The sequence below is a fragment of the Propionibacterium australiense genome, from assembly GCF_003666605.1.
GTDB classification, from domain to species: Bacteria; Actinomycetota; Actinomycetes; order Propionibacteriales; family Propionibacteriaceae; genus Propionibacterium; species Propionibacterium australiense.
The window spans coordinates 93,689-115,875 of sequence record NZ_RCIV01000002.1; the positions used below are offsets into that span (position 1 = coordinate 93,689).

Annotated in this window: 18 protein-coding genes; 16 read left to right on the forward strand and 2 right to left on the reverse strand. The window is 68.7% G+C overall.

The genetic code is table 11. The features are described 5' to 3' along the window. Positions 1-543: an adenine phosphoribosyltransferase gene (locus D9T14_RS02525; RefSeq protein WP_119160594.1), complete on the forward strand. Its 543-nt coding sequence runs from the start codon at positions 1-3 to the stop codon at positions 541-543. A gap of 152 nt (positions 544-695) precedes the next feature. After that, the gene (locus D9T14_RS02530) at positions 696-3,053 is read left to right on the forward strand and encodes a RelA/SpoT family protein (protein WP_119160595.1); all 2,358 of its coding nucleotides are present in this window, start codon (positions 696-698) and stop codon (positions 3,051-3,053) included. 90 nt (positions 3,054-3,143) lie between these two features. Here the strand turns inward: D9T14_RS02530 and D9T14_RS02535 are convergent, their stop codons facing one another. Next, entirely contained in the window at positions 3,144-4,427 is a 1,284-nt protein-coding gene (locus D9T14_RS02535) for a DUF349 domain-containing protein (RefSeq protein WP_119160596.1), read from the reverse strand. On the opposite strand from D9T14_RS02535, the gene D9T14_RS02540 reads away from it, so the two are divergent. The 5 genes from D9T14_RS02540 to aspS all read left to right on the forward strand — a co-directional run bounded on the left by D9T14_RS02540 (position 4,420) and on the right by aspS (position 10,354). Next, a complete protein-coding gene (locus tag D9T14_RS02540; RefSeq protein ID WP_197720549.1) occupies positions 4,420-5,103 on the forward strand; it encodes an MBL fold metallo-hydrolase in 684 nt (227 codons plus the stop codon). The two genes, D9T14_RS02535 and D9T14_RS02540, sit on opposite strands and share 8 nt — an antisense overlap. After that, positions 5,103-6,434, forward strand: coding sequence for a histidine--tRNA ligase (gene hisS / locus D9T14_RS02545; protein ID WP_119160598.1), 1,332 nt, complete (start codon positions 5,103-5,105; stop codon positions 6,432-6,434). Before D9T14_RS02540 ends, hisS begins: the two co-directional genes overlap by 1 nt. A gap of 29 nt (positions 6,435-6,463) precedes the next feature. Then, positions 6,464-7,210, forward strand: a complete 747-nt coding sequence (gene budA, locus D9T14_RS02550; protein WP_232012260.1) for an acetolactate decarboxylase — start codon at positions 6,464-6,466, stop codon at positions 7,208-7,210. Positions 7,211-7,383: 173 nt separating this feature from the next. Next, positions 7,384-8,451 carry a glycosyltransferase gene (locus tag D9T14_RS02555; protein ID WP_119160599.1) on the forward strand — a complete coding sequence of 356 codons (1,068 nt, stop codon included), beginning with the start codon at positions 7,384-7,386 and terminating at the stop codon, positions 8,449-8,451. Positions 8,452-8,548: 97 nt separating this feature from the next. Next, the gene (gene aspS, locus D9T14_RS02560; RefSeq protein ID WP_119160600.1) at positions 8,549-10,354 is read left to right on the forward strand and encodes an aspartate--tRNA ligase; all 1,806 of its coding nucleotides are present in this window, start codon (positions 8,549-8,551) and stop codon (positions 10,352-10,354) included. Positions 10,355-10,640: 286 nt separating this feature from the next. Here aspS and D9T14_RS02565 read toward each other — a convergent pair whose 3' ends face one another. Then, positions 10,641-11,315, reverse strand: a complete 675-nt coding sequence (locus D9T14_RS02565) for a DUF3800 domain-containing protein (protein WP_119160601.1) — start codon at positions 11,313-11,315, stop codon at positions 10,641-10,643. Positions 11,316-11,546: 231 nt separating this feature from the next. Here D9T14_RS02565 and D9T14_RS02570 point away from each other — a divergent pair, with 231 nt between their 5' ends. The 9 genes from D9T14_RS02570 to nusB all read left to right on the forward strand — a co-directional run bounded on the left by D9T14_RS02570 (position 11,547) and on the right by nusB (position 22,078). Further along, positions 11,547-12,929, forward strand: coding sequence for a replication-associated recombination protein A (locus D9T14_RS02570; protein ID WP_119160602.1), 1,383 nt, complete (start codon positions 11,547-11,549; stop codon positions 12,927-12,929). Positions 12,930-13,062: 133 nt separating this feature from the next. Beyond that, positions 13,063-15,750, forward strand: a complete 2,688-nt coding sequence (gene alaS, locus D9T14_RS02575; RefSeq protein ID WP_119160603.1) for an alanine--tRNA ligase — start codon at positions 13,063-13,065, stop codon at positions 15,748-15,750. Next, positions 15,734-16,240, forward strand: a complete 507-nt coding sequence (gene ruvX, locus D9T14_RS02580; RefSeq protein WP_119160604.1) for a Holliday junction resolvase RuvX — start codon at positions 15,734-15,736, stop codon at positions 16,238-16,240. The genes alaS and ruvX overlap by 17 nt, the downstream gene beginning before the upstream one ends. A gap of 37 nt (positions 16,241-16,277) precedes the next feature. After that, positions 16,278-17,618 carry an endolytic transglycosylase MltG gene (gene mltG, locus D9T14_RS02585; protein WP_232012258.1) on the forward strand — a complete coding sequence of 447 codons (1,341 nt, stop codon included), beginning with the start codon at positions 16,278-16,280 and terminating at the stop codon, positions 17,616-17,618. An 87-nt stretch (positions 17,619-17,705) separates the two neighbouring features. Continuing rightward, positions 17,706-18,902, forward strand: a complete 1,197-nt coding sequence (gene aroC / locus D9T14_RS02590; protein WP_119160605.1) for a chorismate synthase — start codon at positions 17,706-17,708, stop codon at positions 18,900-18,902. A gap of 182 nt (positions 18,903-19,084) precedes the next feature. After that, positions 19,085-20,170 carry a 3-dehydroquinate synthase gene (gene aroB / locus D9T14_RS02595; RefSeq protein ID WP_119160606.1) on the forward strand — a complete coding sequence of 362 codons (1,086 nt, stop codon included), beginning with the start codon at positions 19,085-19,087 and terminating at the stop codon, positions 20,168-20,170. Positions 20,171-20,178: 8 nt separating this feature from the next. Further along, on the forward strand, positions 20,179-20,886 hold the full coding sequence (locus tag D9T14_RS02600; RefSeq protein ID WP_119160607.1) for an FMN-binding negative transcriptional regulator: 708 nt from the start codon (positions 20,179-20,181) through the stop codon (positions 20,884-20,886). Positions 20,887-21,002: 116 nt separating this feature from the next. Further along, complete coding sequence (gene efp / locus D9T14_RS02605; protein ID WP_232012256.1) at positions 21,003-21,566, forward strand: elongation factor P; 564 nt, start codon at positions 21,003-21,005, stop codon at positions 21,564-21,566. Then, on the forward strand, positions 21,566-22,078 hold the full coding sequence (gene nusB / locus D9T14_RS02610) for a transcription antitermination factor NusB (protein ID WP_119160609.1): 513 nt from the start codon (positions 21,566-21,568) through the stop codon (positions 22,076-22,078). Before efp ends, nusB begins: the two co-directional genes overlap by 1 nt. Positions 22,079-22,187: the final 109 nt, after the last annotated feature.

A 22,187-nucleotide genomic window follows, 5' to 3' on the forward strand; every position in this document is an offset into this window, starting at 1 on the left:
ATGGCAGTGAACCAGGCCAGGCTCGAGCGCATCGAGTCCCTCATCCGTACGATCCCGGACTTCCCCAAGCCAGGCGTCATCTTCCGCGACATCACCCCCCTCATGGCCGACCCGGACGGTCTCGCCGAGACGATCGACGAACTCATCAACCAGATCCCCGGCCCGGTCGACGTCGTGGCCGGTGTCGACTCGCGGGGTTTCCTGTTCGGCTCACCGATCGCCGTCAAACTGGGCATCGGCTTCGTGCCGATCCGCAAGCCCGGCAAGCTGCCGGCGGCCGTCTACGAGGAGAGCTTCGAGCTGGAGTACGGGTCCAGTACGTTGAGCATCCACCAGGACGCCCTCGAACCGGGTCAGCGCGTCCTGCTCATCGACGACCTGCTGGCCACCGGCGGCACCCTCGGTGCGGCGGCGCGGCTCGTGCTGCGGGAAAGGGCGGTGCTGACCCACACCGAGACCGTCCTCGAACTCAGCGGTCTGGGCGGACGCGAGCACCTGGCACGACAGGGCGTCGACTCGTTCTCCTCGCTGCTGATCTTCTGAACCGGGTCCGCCCGGTGCGGCCCGACCAGGACATCGCGCCCGGACTCGTCGGCGCGGGCAGCGGCGTGCCCCTTGTCGTTGCGTGGATGCGCATGGCAGGTCCGCACTCGCACTAAGATTGGCGCACCGAGACAGCGAAGGGGCTTACCGCTATGACGAGTGAGGGAGTCTACGGGCCCTACGGCACGGGCGAGGGCGGGGCGCCCGCCTCTCCCGGCTCCGCTGGTGCCCTGGCGCGCGTGAACTCGGGACCGGAACAGCCCAGGCGGCGCATGCGCCAGCGCATCGCCCGGCTCGGCGCGAACGCCAAGAACCCGCAGCTGGCGGTGCTCGACCCGCTGTTCTCGGTCGTCCGGGCGAACCATTCACGGGCCGACTTGGCCGTCCTCGAGAAGGCCTATCGCACCGCCGAGCACTACCATCGCGGGCAGACCCGCAAGAGCGGCGATCCCTACATCACGCATCCGCTGGCCGTCGCCACGATCCTCGCCGAGCTGGGCATGACGGAGCCGACGCTGTGCGCGGCCCTGCTGCACGACACCGTCGAGGACACCAGCTACACGTTGGACCAGCTCACCGCCGACTTCGGCGAGACCATCGCAGCCCTCGTCGACGGCGTCACCAAGCTGGACAAGGTGCAGTACGGCGCCTCGGCCAAGGCCGAGACCATCCGCAAGATGGTCATCGCGATGAGCCGTGACATCCGGGTACTCGTCATCAAGCTGGCCGACCGGCTGCACAACATGCGCACGCTGGGTTTCCTGCGCCCGGACAAACAGAGCCGCATCGCCCGTGAGACCCTCGAGATCTACGCTCCGCTGGCCCACCGGCTCGGCATGAACGCCATCAAGTGGGAACTGGAGAACCTGTGCTTCTCGATCCTGGAGCCGAAGGTCTACGACGAGATCGTCCGTCTCGTCGCCCAGGCCGCGCCCAAACGCGAGCAGCAGCTGCGCGAGGTCATCGACCTGGTCAAGGGCTATCTCACCGAATCCGGGCTGGAGGCCGTCGTCTACGGCCGGCCGAAGCACTACTACTCGATCTACCAGAAGATGGTCGTGCGGGGCCGCGACTTCAACGACATCTACGACCTCGTCGGCCTGCGCATCCTCGTCGACACGGTCCGTGACTGCTACGCGGCGCTCGGCGTGATCCACACCCACTGGAACCCGCTGCCCGGCAGGTTCAAGGACTACATCGCCATGCCGAAGTTCAACATGTACCAGTCCCTGCACACGACGGTCATGGGCCCCGGCATGCACCCGGTCGAGTTCCAGATCCGCACCCACGACATGCACCGCCGCGCCGAGTACGGTGTCGCAGCCCACTGGAAGTACAAGGAGGACCCGAACAAGAAGACCGGCAACGTCGATCCCGAGGGCACCGACCTGGCCTGGGTGCACCAGCTCAACCAGTGGACGAAGGAGGAGAAGGATCCGGAGGAGTTCCTCGGCACCCTCCGCTTCGAACTGGCCACGACCGAGGTCTACGTCTTCACGCCGAAGGGCGACGTGCTGGCCCTGCCACAGGGCTCCACCCCGGTCGACCTGGCCTACTCGATCCACACGGAGGTGGGCCACCACTGCATCGGCGCCCGCGTCAACGGCAAACTGGCCCCACTCGAGTCGAAGCTGTCCAACGGCGATCTGATCGAGATCCTCACCTCGAAGGCCGAGAACGCCGGACCCAGCCGGGACTGGCTGAACTTCGTCGTCAGCCCGAGGGCCAAGAGCAAGATCCGCGCCTACTTCACCCGGGAACGCCGCGAGGAGGCCATCGACCAGGGCAAGGACGCGCTCGCCAAGCAGCTGCGCCGCGCCGGCGTGCCGATGCAGCGGCTGCTCACCATCGAGCATCTCACCGAGGTCGCCGACAGCTTCCGGCTGCCCGACGTCGATTCGCTGTACGCGGCGATCGGCGAGGGCAATGTCGGCGCCCCCGGCGTCGTCGCCCGGCTCATCGCCGCCGAGGGCGGCCTCGAGGAGACGGTGGGGGAGAGCCTCGAGGAGGCCGCGATCATCCCCAACGCGCCGAGACGCCGCCGCAACCGCGTCGGCAAGGGCACGACCGGTGTCGTCGTCGAGGGCGACCCCGACATGTGGGTCAAGCTCGCCAAGTGCTGCACGCCGATGCCCGGCGACGAGATCCTCGGTTTCATCACCCGCGAGAACGGCGTCTCGGTGCACCGACGCGACTGCACGAACGCCTCGAACCTGCTGACCCACCCCGAACGCATCGTCGAGGTCAGCTGGGCGCCCGACGTCTCCAGCGGCTACCTGGTCAGCGTCCAGGTCGAGGCCCTCGACCGTCCCGGTACGCTCGCCGACATCACCAGGGCCATGGCCGACCAGCAGGTCAACATCACCTCGGCCACGGTCAACGTCACCAAGGACCACCTGGCCAGGATCAAGCTCACCTTCGAGTCGAGCGATCCGGTGCACCTGCACCATGTCATGTCGACGATCCGCAAGGTCTCCGGCGTCTACGACGCCTACCGCCTCAAGCAGTGATGCGCGAGCGATCACTGGTCGTTCCCGGGCGGCGCGGAAGGCGCCCGGCGGCCGATCCGCCCCGATACCGGAGCAGACCGCGCCGGTTGTTCAGGAGCTGAACTCGTCGAGCGTCTTCTGGGCCTGGTCGAGCCAGCCCTGGTAGGTGGCGATCGAGTCACGCAGCTGCGCGGCCTTCTTCTTCTCACCCCTGGCCTGAGCCGACTCTGCCTGGGCGGTCAGCTTCTCGATCTGGGAGCCGAGCATGGCCACCGTACCGGCGGCCCGCTCCCTGGCCTGCGGGTCGGTGCGCTTCCACTCCTTGTCGGCTGCCTGCTTGACGGCCTGCTCGATGGCTCGGACCCGGCCGTCGACGGTGCGGACGGCATCACGCGGCACCCTGCCGTAGGCGTTGAACCGTTCGAGGAAGTCACGAAGCTGACCACGAGCCCGCTCGACATCGGTGACCGGCAGAATCGTCCGCTCGGCCTCGTCGAGCAGCTCCTGCTTGGCGGCCAGGTTCTGCGCGAACTCGGCGTCCTGCTCACGGAAGACCGCGTTACGGGCGTCGAAGAAGACGTCCTGGAGGCCCCTGAAACGCTTCCACAGCTCGTCGTCGACCTCGCGCGGGGCCGGTCCGGCAGCCTTCCACTGGGCCATGAGCTCACGGAAGGCGCGGGCGGTGGGGCCCCACTCGGTACTCGTCGAGAGCCTCTCGGCCTCGGCGATGATCCTCTCCTTGGTCCGGCGGGCCGTCTCACGCTGCTCCGCCTGCTGTGCGAACTGCGCCTTGCGGCGGCGCGTGTAGGTGGTGCGGGCCGAGCTGAACCGGTGCCACAGCTCGTCGTCCGTCGCCCGGTCGATGCGGGGCAGGGTCTTCCACTCCTCCAGCAGGGCGCGGAAACGATTGACGCCACCGCGCCAGTCGTTCCCGGTGGCCAGTGCCTCGGCCTCGGCCACCATTTTCTCCTTCGCCGCCCTCGTCTCCTCGTGCTGGCGGGCGCGGGCCTCGCGGCGCTCGGCCGCCTTCGTCTCGAGAACCGGGGTCACCTCGTCGAGGCTGGCGGCCAGGGCATCCAGATCGCCCACTGCGTTCGCCTCGAGAATGCTCGTGCGCAGGACGCCGATCTGCTTGCGCGCCTCGTCAGGACTCACCGAACCGGAGGCGACGCGCTGCTTGAGCAGGTTCACCTCAGTGTCCAGGGACTCGAAACGACGCACGAAGAAGGCCATGGCCTCGTCAGGGCTGACGTCGGGGACTTGACCGACGCGGCGCTCACCGGCTGAGGTGATCACGTAGACGGTCCCATCGGCATCGACGCGGCCGTGATTCGTCGGACTCGGGGTTTCGCTCATGCTCCTTATCTTGCCCGATAGGCTGGCATTTGTGTTCATCGCCTACTTCGTGGCAGGTCCCCTGGACAACAACTGCTATCTTCTCGCACCCGACCAGGGGCGGTCGGCGGTCGTGATCGACGCGCCGATGGGTTCGGCCGAGACGGTCGAGAACACCCTTGCCGAGCACGGCCTGGAACTGGCCGGGGTGCTCCTCACCCACGGGCACCTCGACCACTGCGCCGAGGCGGCCAGGCTCGCCGACGCCCACGGTGCGCCGGTGTTCGTCGCCGCGGCAGACCGCCGGCTGCTCAGCAGGCCCGAGGACGCATTCTCCGCGGACCTGATCGCCCAGCTCCCCCTCCTCATGCCCGAGCCGCTGTCCGAGCCGCGCCTGGTCGAGCTCTATGAACCGGACAGCCCCCTGCTGATCGGCGGTCTCCGCTTCACCGTCCTGCCGGCCCCCGGCCACACCCCCGGATCGGTGCTGCTGCGCACGAGCACCGGCGAACATGAGATCGCGTTCACCGGAGACGTGCTGTTCGCCGGTAGCATCGGGCGCACGGACCTGCCCGGCGGTGACGATCCGGCGATGCGCGCGAGCCTGCGCGACGTCGTCCGGGCGCTGCCGCCGCAGGTCCAGGTACTGCCTGGTCACGGCCCGTTCAGCACGATGGCCGTCGAGCTGGCGGGCAACCCCTATCTGACCGATGCCTACGTGGAGGCGCTGAACTGATGGCCCGTCCCAAGCCGCTGTCCGGATTCCCGGAGTTCCTGCCCGAGGAGAGGATCGTCGAGCAGACCGTCCTCGACACCCTGCGCGAGACCTTCGAACTGCACGGGTTCGCCAACATCGAGACCCGTGCCGTCGAGCCCCTGGCGCAGCTGTCCCGCAAGGGCGAGATCACCAAGGAGGTCTACGTCGTCCGTCGCCTGCACGCAGACGAGGCCGACAAGGACGAGCTGGGGCTGCACTTCGACCTGACCGTTCCGCTCGCCCGCTGGGTGCTCGAGCACTCGGGCAGCCTGCAGTTCCCGTTCCGCCGCTACCAGATCCAGAAGGTCTGGCGCGGTGAACGCCCGCAGGAGGGCCGCTACCGCGAGTTCACCCAGGCCGACATCGACATCCTCGGTCAGGGCTCGCTCGCGGCCCACCACGACGTCGAGGCCCCGCTCGTCATGCTCGAGGCCCTCGAGAGGCTGCACGAGCGCATCGGGCTGCCGCCCGTCCTCATGCATGTCAACAACCGCAAGCTGTCCGAGGGCTTCTACCGGGGACTCGGCGTGGAGGACACCCTCGCCGTCCTGCAGATCGTCGACAAGTACGACAAGATCGGCGCGCAGGCCACCGCGGAACTGCTGGTCAGCGAACTGGGGCTGAGCGCCGAGGCGGCCGACAAGTGCGTGCAGCTGGCCACCATCCGCAGCGACGACACGGGTTTCGTCGACCAGGTCCGTGCCCTGCAGGTCACCGATGAACTGCTCGACGAGGGACTGCGGGAGCTGACCACCCTCGTCGAGGAGGCCAACAAGCGCGTGCCCGGGCGCATCTGCGCCGACCTGTCCATCGCCCGAGGACTGGACTACTACACCGGGTGCGTCTACGAGACCGAGCTCGTCGGCTTCGAGTCGATGGGCTCGATCAGCTCCGGCGGGCGCTACGACTCCCTCGCCTCCGACGGGCGCACCAGCTATCCGGGCGTCGGCATCTCACTGGGGGTCACCCGGCTGCTCGGGCCGTTGCTGGCCAGGAAGCAGTTCGTCGTCTCACGCCCCGTGCCCACCTGCGTGCTCGTCGCCGTCGACTCCGAGCAGACCCGTGACCAGGCACTCGACGTGGCCGCGGCCCTGCGCGCCCGGGGCATCCCCACCGAGGTCGCGCCGAAGGCCGACAAGTACGGCAAGCAGATCCGTCACGCCGACCGCCGTGGCATCCCGTTCGTCTGGTTCGGCCCGGTGATCGGTGAGGTCAAGGACATCCGATCCGGCGATCAGCAGCCCGCTGATGCCGGCGACTGGATGCCGGACGAGGCCGATCTGCATCCGCACGTGCTGCCCGCGGAGTGAACCGCGATGACCAGGATCAGGCGGCGGCGATGAGCGGCGAACAGGACACACGCCACCACATGGTGCGTCACGAGGTCTTCCAGACGAGCCTCATGAGCGCCCTGCTCGACGGTGTCTACGAGGGCGAGATGACGCTGGCCGAGCTGCTCGGGCACGGCAACTTCGGCATCGGCACCTTCCAGGGGCTCGACGGGGAGATGATCATCATCGACTCGGTGCCCTGGCGCATGCGGGTCGACGGCAGCGTCAGCAGGGCCGGCCTCGAGGACCGCACCCCCTTCGCCACCGTCACCAACTTCGTCCCCACCGTCACCCGCCAGATCACCGCGCCGACCACCCGGGGCCAGCTGCACGAGATCATCGACCAGATGATGATCTCGACGAACTACCTGTACGCGCTGCGCATCAGCGGCGAGTTCGAGTGGGTGAGCACTCGCGCGGTCGAGCGCCAGGAGCGTCCCTACCGTCCCATGACCCAGGCCACTGCCGGCGAGGACGTGCTGCGGCACGAACGGACCAGGGGAGTGATGGCCGGCTTCCGGACGCCGCTGTTCGAACAGGGCATCAACGTCGCCGGCTGCCACGTACACTTCATCGACGAGACCCGCAGCCACGGCGGGCACGTCATGGACTTCGTCCTCGACCGAGGGCTGGTCGAGGTCTGTCTCGGCACCGACCTGCACGTGGCGCTGCCCCTCACCGAGGAGTTCGCGGACGCCGACCTGGCCCCCGGTGACCTGGACGCCCAGGTGAGGGCCACCGAGAACCACGAGTAGACCAGGATCGGCTGGCAGGACACCGGCTGTCGGCTCTACAGTGGTGCTGGTCATCGTGCGCCGCCGATCGACGTCGGCGCGCGGGCAGCTCCGGCGGCCAGTCCCTCCTTGCGAGGGTCCGTCCCGCCACCCACCAGGCCTCAGGGCCATTGCGACAACGGAGTGCAGAAACAATGACGATCGCCATCAAGTACGGTGCGCTGGTTGACGAGAAACTGGTCGACGAGGACGGCAACCTCGCCGTCAAGGGCAGCGGCGGTGCCCTCGTCGAGCGGCTGCTGAAGATCTTCCCCGAGTCCTGCCTGGTCGGCTACGAGGACATGAAGGCCAACGGTTTCGAGATCAAGCGCGTCACGAGCCTCGACCCGGTCTCCGACCTGCTCATCAACCTCGACGTCATGGACAGCGTCGGCAGCTTCCAGGTGCTTCACCGGCACGGCGCCGAACCCAAGATCATGAACCTGCAGTGGCTGCCACCGCGCCACTACCACCACAGAGTCAACTTCGCGGCCCTCGGCCTGAGCTACGCGCTCTTCCCGACCCTGTGCGCCGGTGAGCGCACCGCCAGCGAGGTCACCGAGCTGTGCCATCGCTGGGGCAGCCCCGCCATCCGTGAGAAGGCGCCGATCTCGTGGTTCTACCCGGGTGTCCGCGACGACCTCGTCCAGCCGCACCGCGGCGCCGAGATCCCCACCGTGCTGTACCCGACGACCCACGTCTCGGAGGACAAGCAGCCCAGGGTCTTCATGTCGATCGTCTCCGAGGTCGCCAGCCGCATGGAGCTGCGGATGGAGGCCAGCCTGGCCGAGCGCGAACTCGTCTCGATGGCGGCCATGCGCATGAGCTCGCACTCGTGGACCCACGTCGGACCGGTCTTCGGCCGCCGCGAGAACTACTGGGAGTCCCTGTCGCAGATGACCGCCTTTCTGTCGACCGCCCGCGAGGAGGCCTACTCGCTGGAGTACCTCGAGGCGCTGCTGGCCGGCGTCATCGGCGTCCTGCCGCGCCGCGCGTGGGTCAAGGGCGTCGTCCCGGACGCCTACCCGTACCTGTACAGCTCCGAGGAGGAGGCCGCCGACATGCTCGAGGAGGTGCTGCGCGACCCGCAGGCCGCCCAGGCCAAGGTCGATGAGGCCTCCGGCGGCTCGATCCGCGACTGGATCCTCGCCCACCACGCCCGCGAGGCCGGTAACAAGGCCATCCAGGAGAAGGTGCGGGACTGGTTCCCCGAGGTCTTCTGAGCCAACCACCGGCCGGGTCGGCGGCCGGGGACCCATCCGTGGAAGAATGGCTCCGGCCGCCGTACCGTCCATGCGTCGGCGCAGAAGGGAATACATCGTGATCCGAACTCGTGAAGCGGGCAGCCTGCGCGCATCCGACGAAGGCAAGACCGTCACCCTGGCCGGATGGGTCGCCCACCGCCGCGACCACGGCGGGGTGGCGTTCATCGACCTGCGTGACGCCAGCGGCATCGCCCAGGTCGTCGTTCGGGACGAGGTGCTGGCGAACTCGGGGGCGCACGAGTTGCGCAACGAGTTCTGCATCGCCGTGACCGGCGTAGTGGAACGCCGCCCCGAGGGCAATGAGAACCCCGACATGGCGACCGGGGAGATCGAGGTCAACATCAGCGAGCTCGAGGTCCTCAACCCCTCGGCGCCGCTGCCGTTCCCGCTGGACGAGTACTCCACCGTCGGCGAGGACATCCGGCTGAGGTACCGCTATCTCGACCTGCGCCGCCCCCGTATGCACGACGCCCTCGTCCTGCGCTCCAGGGTGAACCAGGCCGCCCGTTCCGTGCTGGCCGAGCACGGCTTCGTCGAGATCGAGACCCCGACCCTGACCCGCTCCACACCCGAGGGTGCCCGGGACTTCCTCGTGCCGGCCCGCCTGGCGCCGGGGTCCTGGTACGCCCTGCCGCAGAGCCCCCAGCTGTTCAAGCAGCTGCTCATGGTCGCCGGCATGGAGCGCTACTACCAGATCGCCCGCTGCTACCGCGACGAGGACTTCCGCGCCGACCGGCAGCCGGAGTTCACCCAGCTCGACATCGAGATGAGCTTCGTCGATCAGGACGACGTCATGACCCTCGGCGAGGAGGTCATGAAGGCCTGCTGGCGGCTCATCGGCTACGAGATGACCACCCCGCTGCCGCGCATCAGCTGGCACGAGGCGATGGACAAGTACGGCTCCGACAAGCCCGACCTTCGGTTCGACCTGCAGCTCACCGAGGTCACCGAGTTCTTCGCCGACACGCCCTTCCGCGTCTTCCAGGCCCCCTACGTCGGTGCCGTCGTCATGCCCGGCGGGGCCTCACTGCCGCGCCGCCAGTTCGACGCCTGGCAGGAGTGGGCCAAGCAGCGCGGCGCCAAGGGCCTGGCCTACATCACCATCGCCGACGACGGCACCCCCGGCGGTCCCGTCGCCAAGAACATCGCCGAGCACGAGAAGGCCGGCATCGCCGAGGCCGTCGGGGCCGAACCCGGTGACGCGATCTTCTTCGCCGCCGGCGAGCGCACCAGCTCCCAGGAACTGCTCGGCGCCGCCCGCCTCGAGATCGGCAGGCGCTGCCAGCTGTACGATCCCGCCGACTGGGCGTTCTGCTGGGTCGTCGACGCCCCGCTGTTCAAGCCCGCAGCGGAGGCCCGCGCCGAGGGCGACGTGGCGGTCGGCGAGGGCGCGTGGACGGCCGTCCACCACGCCTTCACCAGCCCCAAGCCCGAGTGCCTCGACACCTTCGACACCGACCCCGGCCAGGCCCTGGCCTACGCCTACGACTTCGTCTGCAACGGCAACGAGGTGGGCGGTGGCTCGATCCGTATCCACCGCCGTGACGTCCAGGAACGGGTCTTCAAGGTGATGGGCCTGTCGCCGGAGGAGTCCCAGCGCAAGTTCGGCTTCCTGCTCGACGCCTTCAAGTTCGGCGCGCCTCCGCACGGCGGCATCGCCTTCGGCTGGGACCGTCTCGTCATGCTGCTCGGCGGCTTCGACTCGATTCGCGATGTCATCGCCTTCCCGAAGACCGGCAACGGCTACGACCCGCTGACCGGGGCCCCCGCCCCGATCACCCCGGCCCAGCGCCGCGAGGCCGGCGTCGATTTCAAGCCAGCGCCGAAGAAGGACGAGAAGGCGGCCACAGGTGAGAGCTGAGCCATCGGGCTCCAATCCTCTTCGATACCGGCCGCCCGGGGCGGGGGTCCTGCACAGACCTGCCGGAAGGTGCTGTTGGCGCCGACTTCCTGTTCGTACAGAACGAACAGGGTCTGGTCCACATGGATGATGTGCCGGAAAGGTTTGCTTGTTATACTGAAGGTACGACGGTCCGCCACACGTAACATCAGGAACGTTGTCAGCCGGGGCTCCGCAGCGCGGAGCTCCCGTTCATGTGCGTCGCCAGGGTCGGGGCACCCATGTGTTGGCATTGACCATTGACCTGTCAACGTATCGCATGAGGCGTTTCTGAAGTGCTGCGGCCTTCGGATGCTGATTGGGTACCGTCGCTCGTCGCCGGTACAAGTACCACGATGTCGATGAGTTGCAGCCCGAACTCGGTTCGTGAATCGTGGAAGTCCATTGGACTGATGAGGTGTTCCAGTCTGTTGTCGTAGTAACGGGAATGCGTTCCGTACTGCTGATAGCCAGCGAACTGCGACTGAAGTTCGGAGGACAGATCGACTTCGTCGGCGACAACGCGGATGGCGTGCGGTGGAAGCCGTAAGTAGGCGCCATGCCTTTCGAGTCGTTGCAGGACATGTTCCAAGGCGACACTGTGCGGGTGGCGAGGGATCGAGTAACGCTGCTTCAACGCTGGGATGTCGACGCCGCGAACGAAATACCTGATGTCGTGCTGCTCGGCGTGACGCAGTATGGTTGACACGATCTCCCCGACCTCACGGTGTCTTCCTCTGAGAGGTCTCCACTCACCACGGCCGCCAAACATCTGTGCAGCATGGAATTCGACATCGGAGGGGAGCCCGAACTGTGCGCTGACCTTGGTCTGGAGTAGGGCCAGATCAGCGGTGAAAGCAGTCCAAGAGACATCGGCAGCGACGGCCGCGCCAACGAAGTACACCACGGCTGTGTAGGACTCATCGATGTATGCGGTCGTCATGCTCCCGATGATCCCACAGCGGCCGGTATGTCGTCCGGGCAGAAGCTCAAACCACAAAGAAAACAGCAGGGTGGATCGTCCCGGGTTTGGTGGAGGACACGGTTCAGGCCGAGGTCGCCGATGGCCCAGCGGGCGGAGCGGTCGGTGTCCCGATGCGGCTCTCGGCCCTGCCGGACGATCGGTCCAGCGCAGTGGGGATGAGAGTCGGTGCCCGGCGCTATCGTTCGTTCTGTGAGCGAGGACCTGTTCGGGGCGGTGACGTCCCCAGAGGAGCACCACGGCCTGGGCGGCTCGCTGGGCGATGCCGTCAGCCCCGACGCGCCGCTGGCCGTGCGGATGCGTCCCCGCACCCTCGACGAGATCGTCGGGCAGAAACAGTTGCTCGCCCCTGGCTCGCCGCTGCGGCGGTTGGCCGAGGGCACCGCCTCGATGAGTGTCTTCCTGTGGGGGCCGCCCGGCGTCGGCAAGACCACGATCGCCTCGGTCGTCTCGCACGTCACGAACCGCCGCTTCGTCGAGATCTCCGCGGTCACCGCCGGCGTCAAGGACGTGCGCCGCGAACTCGACACGGCCCGCCGCGAACTGGCCCGCGGCAGACCCACCGTTCTGTTCGTCGACGAGGTCCACCGGTTCAGCAAGGCCCAGCAGGACGTCCTGCTGCCCGCCGTCGAGAACCGCGTCGTCACCCTCATCGCGGCGACCACCGAGAACCCGTCCTTCTCGGTCATCTCGCCGCTGCTGTCCCGCTCGCTGCTGCTGACCCTCACGCCGCTGTCGGCCGAGGACATCAACGAACTCGTCGACCGGGCGCTGAGCGCCGAGCGCGGACTGCGCACCCCGGGCGGCGGGCGCTACACGATCACCGAGGAGGCGCGCGAGGACCTGCTGCGGCTGAGCGGCGGGGACGCCCGCCGCGTGCTCACCTACCTGGAGGAGGCCGCCGCCGGGGCCACGGCCCGGGACAGCGAGCAGATCACGGCCCAGATCCTCGCCGCCTCCGTCGACCGGGCGGCCGTGCGCTACGACCGGGATGGCGACCAGCACTACGACGTCGTCAGCGCCTTCATCAAGTCGGTGCGCGGCTCGGACCCGGACGCGGCGCTGCACTGGCTGGCGCGCATGATCGCGGCGGGGGAGGACCCGCGCTTCATCGCACGGCGGCTCGTCATCCTGGCCAGCGAGGACGTCGGCATGGCCGCACCGAGCGTCCTGCAGACCGCGGTGGCCGCGGCGCAGGCCGTGCAGCTCATCGGCATGCCCGAGGCCCGCATCAACCTGGCCCAGGCGACCATCGCGGCCGCCACAGCCCCCAAGTCCAATGCCGTCGTCGTCGCGATCGACAAGGCCCTGGCCGACGTGCATGCCGGCCGGACCGGACCAGTCCCGGCCCACCTGCGCGACGCCCACTACGCGACCGCGTCCGACTACGGCCACGGTGTCGGATACCGCTACGCCCACGACTGGCCGCACGGCGTGGCGCCCCAGCAGTACCTGCCCGACGAACTCGCCGGAGCCCGCTACTACGAACCCACCGACCACGGCAACGAGGAGCCGATCGCGGCCCGGCTCGAGACGATCCGCACCCTCCTCGCCCAGACCCCACCTGAACACTGAACTGACCGAGACCGACCACTCCGATCACTCTGAGGAATCCGGCACAGTCAGCCCGCCTGTTGGCGGTAGTCTTATTCGCGGACCTCGCACGATGCGGGTCCCACCCCCTGAACCTCACGAGGGAAAGGCACCCATGAAAGCTGCTGAGATCGGCCGTCGCTTCCAGGACTTCTTCGCCTCCAAGGGACACACCGCCGTGCCCAGCGCCTCGCTGCTGTACAACGATCCCACACTGCTGTTCGTCAACGCGGGCATGGTGCCCTTCAAGCCGTACCTCATGGGCGAGGAGCCCTCCCCGTGGAAGCGGGCCACGAGCATCCAGAAGTGCCTGCGCACCCTCGACATCGACGAGGTCGGCAAGACCACCCGCCACGGCACCTTCTTCCAGATGATGGGCAACTTCAGCTTCGGCGACTACTTCAAGAAGGAGGCCATCGAGTACGCCTGGGAACTGGTCACCGGCCCGCTCGACGACGGCTGCTACGGTTTCGCCCCCGACAAGGTCTGGGTCACCGTCCTCGGCCCCGGTCACCATCCGGACTACCCGGACGGCGACATCGAGGCCCGCGAGGCCTGGCTCGCGGTCGGCGTCCCGGCCGACCACATCCAGGGCCGCGGCCTCAAGGACAACTACTGGCACATGGGCATCCCCGGCCCCGGCGGGCCCTGCTCCGAGATCTACATCGACCGCGGCCCCGAGTACGGCCCCGACGGCGGCCCCATCGCCGACGAGGACCGCTTCCTCGAGATCTGGAACCTCGTGTTCGAGACCGAGGAGCTCAGCGCCGTCCGTGCCAAGGACGACTTCGACATCGCCGGCCCCATGACGATGCGCAACATCGACACCGGCGCCGGCCTGGAGCGCATCGCCTATCTGCTGCAGGGCGTCGACAACATGTACGAGACCGACGAGGTCTTCCCCGTCATCGAACGCGCCGCCCAGCTGGCCGGTGTGGCCTACGGGCAGGACCACACCACCGACGTGCGCCTGCGCGTCGTCGGCGACCACGTCCGCAGCTCCCTCATGCTCATGACCGACGGTGTCAGCCCCGGCAACGAGGCCCGCGGCTACGTGCTGCGCCGCCTGCTGCGCCGCTCCATCCGCTCCATGCGCCTGCTGGGCGTCCAGCAGCCCACGGTCATCGAACTGCTCGACGTCTCGAGGTCGTGCATGCACGCCACCTATCCCGAGATCGACGAGGCCTGGGCGCGCATCAAGGACGTCGCCGCGGCCGAGGAGGCCTCGTTCGCCCGCACCCTGAACTCCGGCACCCAGCTGTTCGAGAGCGCCGTCGCCGAGACGAAGGCCGCCGGCGCCCTCGTCCTGCCGGGCGACAAGGCATTCCAGCTGCACGACACCTACGGCTTCCCGATCGACCTGACCCTCGAGATGGCCGCCGAGCAGGGCCTGAAGGTGGACGAGGAGTCCTTCCGCTCGCTCATGGACGCCCAGCGCGCCCGTGCGAAGGCCGACGCCCAGTCGAAGAAGGCCATCTCGGCCGGTACCGAGGCCTACGCGCAGCTGCGCGCGGACGGCGAGACCGGTTTCGTCGGCTACTCCGAACTCGACGTCCCCACGACGGTGCGCGGCCTCATCGCCGACGGTCAGGTGGTCGACCGGGTCGCCGCCGGGCAGACGGTCGAGATCGTCCTGGCGGAGACGCCCTTCTACGCCGAGATGGGCGGCCAGGACTCCGACGCCGGCGTCATCAGGGCCGCCAGCGGCGAGTTCGAGGTCATCGACGTCCAGCGCCCGGTGCCCGGGCTGATCGTCCACACCGTCAAGGCAGGCAGCGAACTGGCCGTCGGGGACGAGGTCCAGGCCGTCGTCGACGCCTTCCACCGCCAGGGCTCCTGCCAGGCCCACTCGGCGACGCACATCCTGCATGCCGCGCTGCGTCAGCTGGTCGGTCCGACCGCGACCCAGGCCGGCTCGTACAACAAACCCGGCTATCTGCGGTTCGACTTCGGCGCCACGCACGGTCTGTCGGACCAGCTGGTCGCCGAGATCGAGGCCCGCTGCAACGAGGCCATCCGCGACGACCTCGAGGTGCGCGCCACCCAGATGCCGTTGGAGCGGGCAAAGTCGATGGGCGCCCTGGCGATGTTCGGCGAGAAGTACCCCGACATCGTCCGCGTCGTCGAGATGGACGGCGCGTGGAGCCGGGAGCTGTGCGCCGGCACCCATGTGGCACATTCCAGCCAGATCGGTCTGCTGAGCCTGCTCACCGAGCAGTCGATCGGCGCCGGCACCCGCCGCATCGAGGCCCTGGTCAGCACCGATGCGTTCGACCACATGGCGGCCGAACGCAGCCTCGTCAGCCAGCTCACCGGAATGCTGCACGTGCGACCCGAACAGCTCACCGAGCGCGTCGGCACCCTGGTGACCGACCTGAAGGCCGCGCAGAAGCAGATCGAGGAGATGAAGAAGGCCCAGCTGCTCGCCGGTTCCGGTGACATCGTCGACTCGGCGAAGGACATGTGGGGGGTCGCTTTCGCGGCACGGCAGCTGGCCGGCGTCGACGGCGGTTCGCTGCGCACCCTGGCCGGTGACGTCCGAGACCGCTTCAACGACCGGCCGGCCGTCGTCGCCCTCATCGGGGGCACCGACAGCAAGCCGACCATCGTCGTGGCCACCAACCAGGCCGCCCGCGACCGGGGGCTGCGAGCCGGCGAACTCCTGCGCGAGGGCGCCGCCACGCTCGGCGGCAGGGGCGGCGGCAAGGACGACCTGGCCCAGGGCGGCGGCTCCGACGCCGCCAAGGCGTCCGACGCGCTCCAGGCCGTCGAGTACGCCGTCGGCCATGTCATCCTCGGCTGAGGACAGCGCCCCGGTGAGCCCGGACGCACCCAGGTGGCGTCCCGGCGTGCGGCTGTGTCTCGACTGGGGCAGGGCCCGCATCGGGGTGGCGGCCTGCGACCGGGACGGTGTGCTGGCCTACCCGGTCGCTACGGTGCCCAACGACGACGACGTGATGGTCGCCATCAGGTCACTCGTGGCCGACTACCAGCCCCTCGAGATCGTCATGGGGCTGCCCACCGATCTGCGGGGAAACAAGGCCGGGGTTGCGGCCAGGGCCATGCGCAAGAACGCGCGCCGGGTCAACTCCGAGACCAATCTGCCGGTGCGGATGCTCGACGAGCGGCTCACCACCGTCGCCGCGGCCCGGCGGCTGGCCGCCACCGGCAAGGACGCCCGCGTGCGCCGCTCCATCATCGACCAGGCGGCCGCCGTGGCGATCCTCGAGCAGGCCATTGACATGGAGAAACGCAGCGGAACAGCACCGGGGGAGGTGATCGACAGGGCTTGAGTCCGCTACAGTGCAGGCCAATGGGGGAGGTGACTCGGTGAAACCGAAACGAGCTGCCGACGATGACAATCTCGATGATTTCTTCGCAGAGCCGGGGCCGGCACGCGCCTCGCGTCGCTCCGAACAGGACGACGAGTTCAGCGATGACGAGTTCGGTGAGTGGAAGGCCGCCCGGTACCGTGCCGAGGACACGCAGGACGAGGAGCCGGCTGGCGACGAGGAACGCCCGGAGGACGACGAGCAGCCGGACGAGGAGGACTCGATCCTTCCCGTCGGTGAGCAGTCCCAGCGCGGCGCCGGCTCCAGGTGGAAGTCGGTCATCGCGGTGCTGCTGTCGATCGTCATCATCGGTGGCGGCGGCTACTTCGGCTTCCAGAAGGCGTCACAGCTCTGGACGAGCTACCGGGGCGTCGACTACGAGGGGCAGGGGGACGAGTCGACCTCGGTGCTGGTGACCATCCACGAGGGCATGACGATCTCCGAGATCGGTGACACGCTGGCCGCCAACCAGGTGGTCGCCTCGTCCCGGGCCTTCGTGCGCATCGCCAGCGGGGACGGCCGTGCGAGCAGCATCCACTCGGGCACCTACCCGATGCGGCAGCACATGTCGGCGCAGGCCGCGCTCGACGTCCTCGTCGACCCTGCGAACCTGGCGACGAACCTCGTCACCGTCCCCGAGGGACTGCGCAACTCGGAGGTCTTCGCCCAGCTGAGCCAGTCGACCGGTCTTCCCGTGTCCGACTTCGAGGCCGCGGCCAAGGACACCGCCGCCCTCGCCCTGCCCGAGTACGCGCAGGGCAACGTCGAGGGATACCTGTTCCCCGAGACCTACAGCTACGACCCGGCCGACACGGCCACCGACGTGCTCGCGAAGATGGTCGCGCAGTTCAAGAAGATCGCCGCCGAGGAGGACTTGGTCGACAAGGCCGAGGCCCTGGGACGTTCACCCCACGACGTGGTCGTCGTGGCCTCGATCATCGAGAAGGAGACCACGAACTTCGACTACGGCCCCCAGATCGCCGAGGTCTTCTACAACCGCCTCGACAAGGGCGTCAAACTGCAGTCGGACGCGACGGTCATCTACGCCAACGACATGAGCGGGCGGATCACGACGACCGACGAGGAACGCGCAGTCGACTCGCCGTACAACACCTACGTGGCGGACGGTCTGCCTCCGGGGGCGATCTCCAACCCCGGCCGGGAGGCACTGCACTCGGCGCTCAACCCCACCTCCGGCGACGACATGTTCTTCGTCGCCGTCAACCCGGACACCGGGGAGACCAAGTTCGCCGCCACCGAGGAGGAGCACGCGGCCAACGTCAAGGAGTTCCAGAGCTGGTGCCAGGCCAATGCAGACAGGTGCGCCGAGGAGGGCTGAGGCCCCGGAGCGGTGAGGCGGACTCGCCCGCGTCCACATCCGCGGCCCGCCCGCCCGGACCCTGGATCGGCTGGGATACTTGATGGCATGCTGCGCTATCTCACTGCGGGGGAGTCCCATGGCCAGGCGCTCGTCGCCACCCTCGACGGCATCCCCGCCCATGTCCGTGTCTGCTCAGACGACATCCGCCGGGCCCTGGCCCGTCGCCGCCTGGGGGCCGGTCGTGGTGCGCGCATGAGTTTCGAGGCCGACGAGGTGACGATGGTCGCGGGACTGCGCCACGGCGAGACCCTGGGTTCACCGATCTCGATCATCATCGGCAACACCGAATGGCCCAAGTGGCAGACGGTGATGAGCCCGGACGAGGTCGACCCCGCCGAGCTCGAGGGCCTGGCCCGCAACGAGGCGCTCACCCGGCCACGCCCCGGCCATGCCGACCTGGCAGGCATGCAGAAGTACGACTGGGACGAGGCCCGCCCGCTGCTCGAACGTGCCAGTGCCCGCGAGACCGCCGCCCGGGTCGCCATCGGTCAGGTGGCCAGGAACTTCCTCGCCCAGGGATTCGGCATCACCGTCCTGAGCCACGTCGTCGAACTGGGCGGCATCGCCGCCAGGACCGATGAGCTGCCGCGCACGGCGGATCTCGACCTCATCGACGCCGACCCGGTGCGATGCTTCGACCCGCAGGCATCCGCAGCCATGCAGGCCGAGATCGAGGCGTGCCGGAAGGACGGCGACACCCTCGGCGGCGTCGTCGAGGTGCTCGCCTGGGGCTGCCCGCCCGGGCTCGGTGCGATGCGCGAGGGCGATACCCGCCTGGACGCCAGGCTCGCGCAGGCGATCATGGGCATCCAGGCCATCAAGGGCGTCGAGCTCGGGGACGGCTTCGAGCTGGCCAGGGTGCGCGGCTCCAGCGCCCACGACGAGATCGTCAACGGACCGGACGGCATCAGGCGTTGCACCAGCCGTGCCGGCGGCACCGAGGCCGGGATGACCACCGGCGAGGTCCTGCGCGTACGCGCCGCCATGAAACCGATCGCCACCGTTCCCCGCGCCCTGCGCACCATCGACGTCCGCACCGGAGAGGCGACCACCGCTCACCACCAGCGCTCCGATGTCTGCGCGGTCCCGGCCGCCGGCGTCGTCGCAGAGGCCATGGTCGCACTGACGCTCGCAGATGCCTGCCTGGAGAAGTTCGGCGGCGACTCGCTCGCCGAGTGCCGCCGCAACCACCAGTCCTACCTCGCGTACCTGTCGGGCCGGGGCCTGTCGGTGCAGCAGTGAGTATCGCACAGCGCCCAGCCCGCTGCCGGATGGTCCTGGCCGGTGCCGTTCCGGGGTCAGCGCGACCCCTGTACCGTGAGCTCTCGGACACTCACATCGACCGGAAGCACGCCGGCCGGGTCGCCGTCGAACCGGCCGCTGCCCTTGGCCAGGGCCGGGGCATGGACGAGGAGGATTGAGTCATGACCGTCGTCGATTTCGCCACCGAGAAGCCCTACCAGGCCATCATCGGGCCCGGCGTCCTGGAACAGCTGGGACGCTACGTCGGCGCCGCGGCCAAGGTCGCTGTCCTCCATGCCCCGCCGCTGTCCGGAGTCGCCGGCCGGGCCGCCGACGTCGTGCGTGCCGCCGGAGCCGAACCCGTCCTCGTCGAACTGCCCGGTGGCGAGAGCGCCAAGACCCCGCAGGTGCTGGCCGAGTGCTGGAGCACCCTCGCCACGGCGGATTTCACCCGAGGCGACCTCGTCGTCGGCATCGGTGGGGGAGCGAGCACAGACCTGGCCGGCTTCATCGCCGCCACCTGGATGCGCGGCATCCGGTGGGTGAGCGTGCCCACCACGGTCCTGGCGATGGTCGACGCGGGCATCGGCGGCAAGACCGGCGCGGACCTGCCGGAGGGCAAGAACCTCATCGGCGCGTTCTGGGAGCCCTCGGCGGTCCTGGAGGACACCGATCTGCTCGGCACCCTGCCGATCGGCGAGCTGCGCGCCGGCCTCGGCGAGGTCATCAAGCACGGTTTCATCGCCGACAGCCGCACGCTCGAGCTCATCGCCGCATCCCCGGCGGAGGCCCTCGACCCGGCCAGCCCCCTCCTCGCCGAACTCATCGCGCGCTCGGTGCAGGTCAAGGCACGCGTCGTGGGCACGGACCTGCGCGAGTCCATGTCGGTGGGCGACGAGGTCGGGCGCGAACAACTCAACTACGGCCACACCATGGGCCACGCCATCGAGGCCGGCGAGCACTACACCCGGCGCCACGGCGAGTGCGTGGGCCTCGGCATGGTGTTCGCCGCCGAACTGGCCCACCGCACCATCGGGCTGGCCGCCGAGCACGTGGACCGGCACCGCCGGATGCTCGAGCTGGTCGGGCTGCCCACGCGGTACCAGGGCATCGGCTGGCAGCGGGCCCGCGAACTCATGGCCCGCGACAAGAAGACCCGGGGCACCACCCTGCGTTTCGTCGGGCTGCGCGCCCCCGGTGAGGTCACGATGATCGTCGACCCGCCCGAGCGGGCGCTGCTCGGGGCCTGGGACGCCCTGACCGGCTGAGGCCCGCGATGTACGTTCCCGAGCACTTCACCTACGACGCCGGCCGGCTCGGTGCTCTCCTGCACCGGGTCGGTGCCGGGGACCTCGTCACGAACGGGCCGGACGGCCTCGAGGCCACCTTCCTGCCCTGGAGCCTGGATCCGACGGCCGGCGAGCACGGCGTCCTGCGCAGCCACATGGCCCGCGTCAACCCCCAGTGGCACGACCAGGGTCCTGCGCTGGTCATCCTGCACGGCCCGGACGACTACATCGACCCGTCCGACCACGAGGCGCCGGGCCAGGTGCCCACCTGGAACTACATCACCATGCACGTGCGCGGGACACTCCTCGCCCACGAGGACCCGGAGTGGATCATCGGCTCGCTGGGTGAACTGGTGGCCGCCCAGCCCACCGGATGGACCATGGCCGAACTGAGCCCCGAACGCCTCAGCGGCATGGTCGCCGCGATCGTCGGCGTCGAGCTGCGCATCACCTCGATCACCGGCAAGGCCAAGATGAGCCAGAACCGTCCGAGCTCTGACATCGACGCCCTGGCCGACGCGCTCGAGGCGCGTCGCACCCAGGACGAGGAACCCCGCTACCCGCGCCCATCGATGCAGGCCGTGGAATACCTGCGCGGTCCCTCCCGGGAGCACGCCCTGGCCCGCGAGCAGGCGGTCGAGCGGGCACGTACCGCGAAGAAATCCGGGAAGAAACCCGGCCGGACCATCGGCTAGGATGGCTGACCGCGGCCATGCGCCGCGTGACCGGACGCCGGCCCCGGGCGGCGAGCCCCAGCCCAGCGGGGCGCGACGCCGCTGCGGCCCGTCGACAACTGTGTGAAAGGCTTCCAGTGGCTACGACCAATGACATCAAGAACGGCACCGTGCTGAACCTCGACGGCCAGCTCTGGCAGGTCCTGTGGTTCCAGCACCACAAGCCGGGCAAGGGCAACACCGTCGTCCGCACGAAGATCAAGAACGTGGTGAACGGCAAGGTCGTGGACCGCACCTTCCCCGCCGACACCAAGATCGAGATGGCCCAGGTCGACCGCCGGGACATGCAGTACCTGTACAACGACGCCAGCGGCTACGTCTTCATGGACACCGACACCTACGAGCAGCTCATCATCGCCGAGGACATCATCGGGGACGACAAGGAGTACCTGCTTGAGGGCATGACCGTCACGGTCGCCACCAACGAGGGCAACCCGCTGTACATCGACCTGCCCGCCTCCGTCGAGGTCGAGGTGACCTACACCGAACCCGGCCTGCAGGGTGACCGCTCCACCGGTGGCAGCAAGCCCGCCACCGTCGAGACCGGCAAGCAGGTGCAGGTGCCGCTGTTCATCGACACCGGCGAGCGCATCAAGATCAGCACCTCCGACGGCTCCTACCTCGGCAGAGCACAGGGTTGATGAGCGGGGACCACGAGGAGGTCATCGCGCTGTCACCGGGAGAGCACCCGCCGGTGCCCGGTGCGGTCAAGGTGGCCAGCACCAGCTTCGAGGGAGCCCGCCACTCCACCCGTACGAAGGCTCGCAAGCAGGCGCTCGACATCCTGTTCCAGGCCGAGCTGCGTGACGAGTCGATCGACACGGTCCTGCAGCGCAGGGCCCGGCAGGGTGAACCGGACGTCCGCGAGTTCACCGCGGCGATCCTGCACGGCTACTGGGAGCACGCCGGTCAGATCGACCAGCGCATCGCCGAGTGCATGAGCGGCGACTGGACACTCGAGCGCATGCCCCGCGTCGACCGGAACCTGGCCCGGATCGCCATGTGGGAGCTCGACTTCACCGACATCGCACCGAAGATCGCCATCAGTGAGGCCCTCGGGCTCGCCAACGAGCTGAGCAGCGACGAATCAGTCGCCTTCCTCAACGGCGTGCTGAACAGGGCCCTCGAGAAGCGCCCCACCGGCCAGCGGTGAGCTGTCCGGTGGTTCGTCTCGTGGCCGCCGGTTCTGGCCGCCTCACGATTCGTGCGCTGCTATCGTTCCCCAAGGACCTCGAGGGCCTTGCCTCGGTCCTGCACTCGCT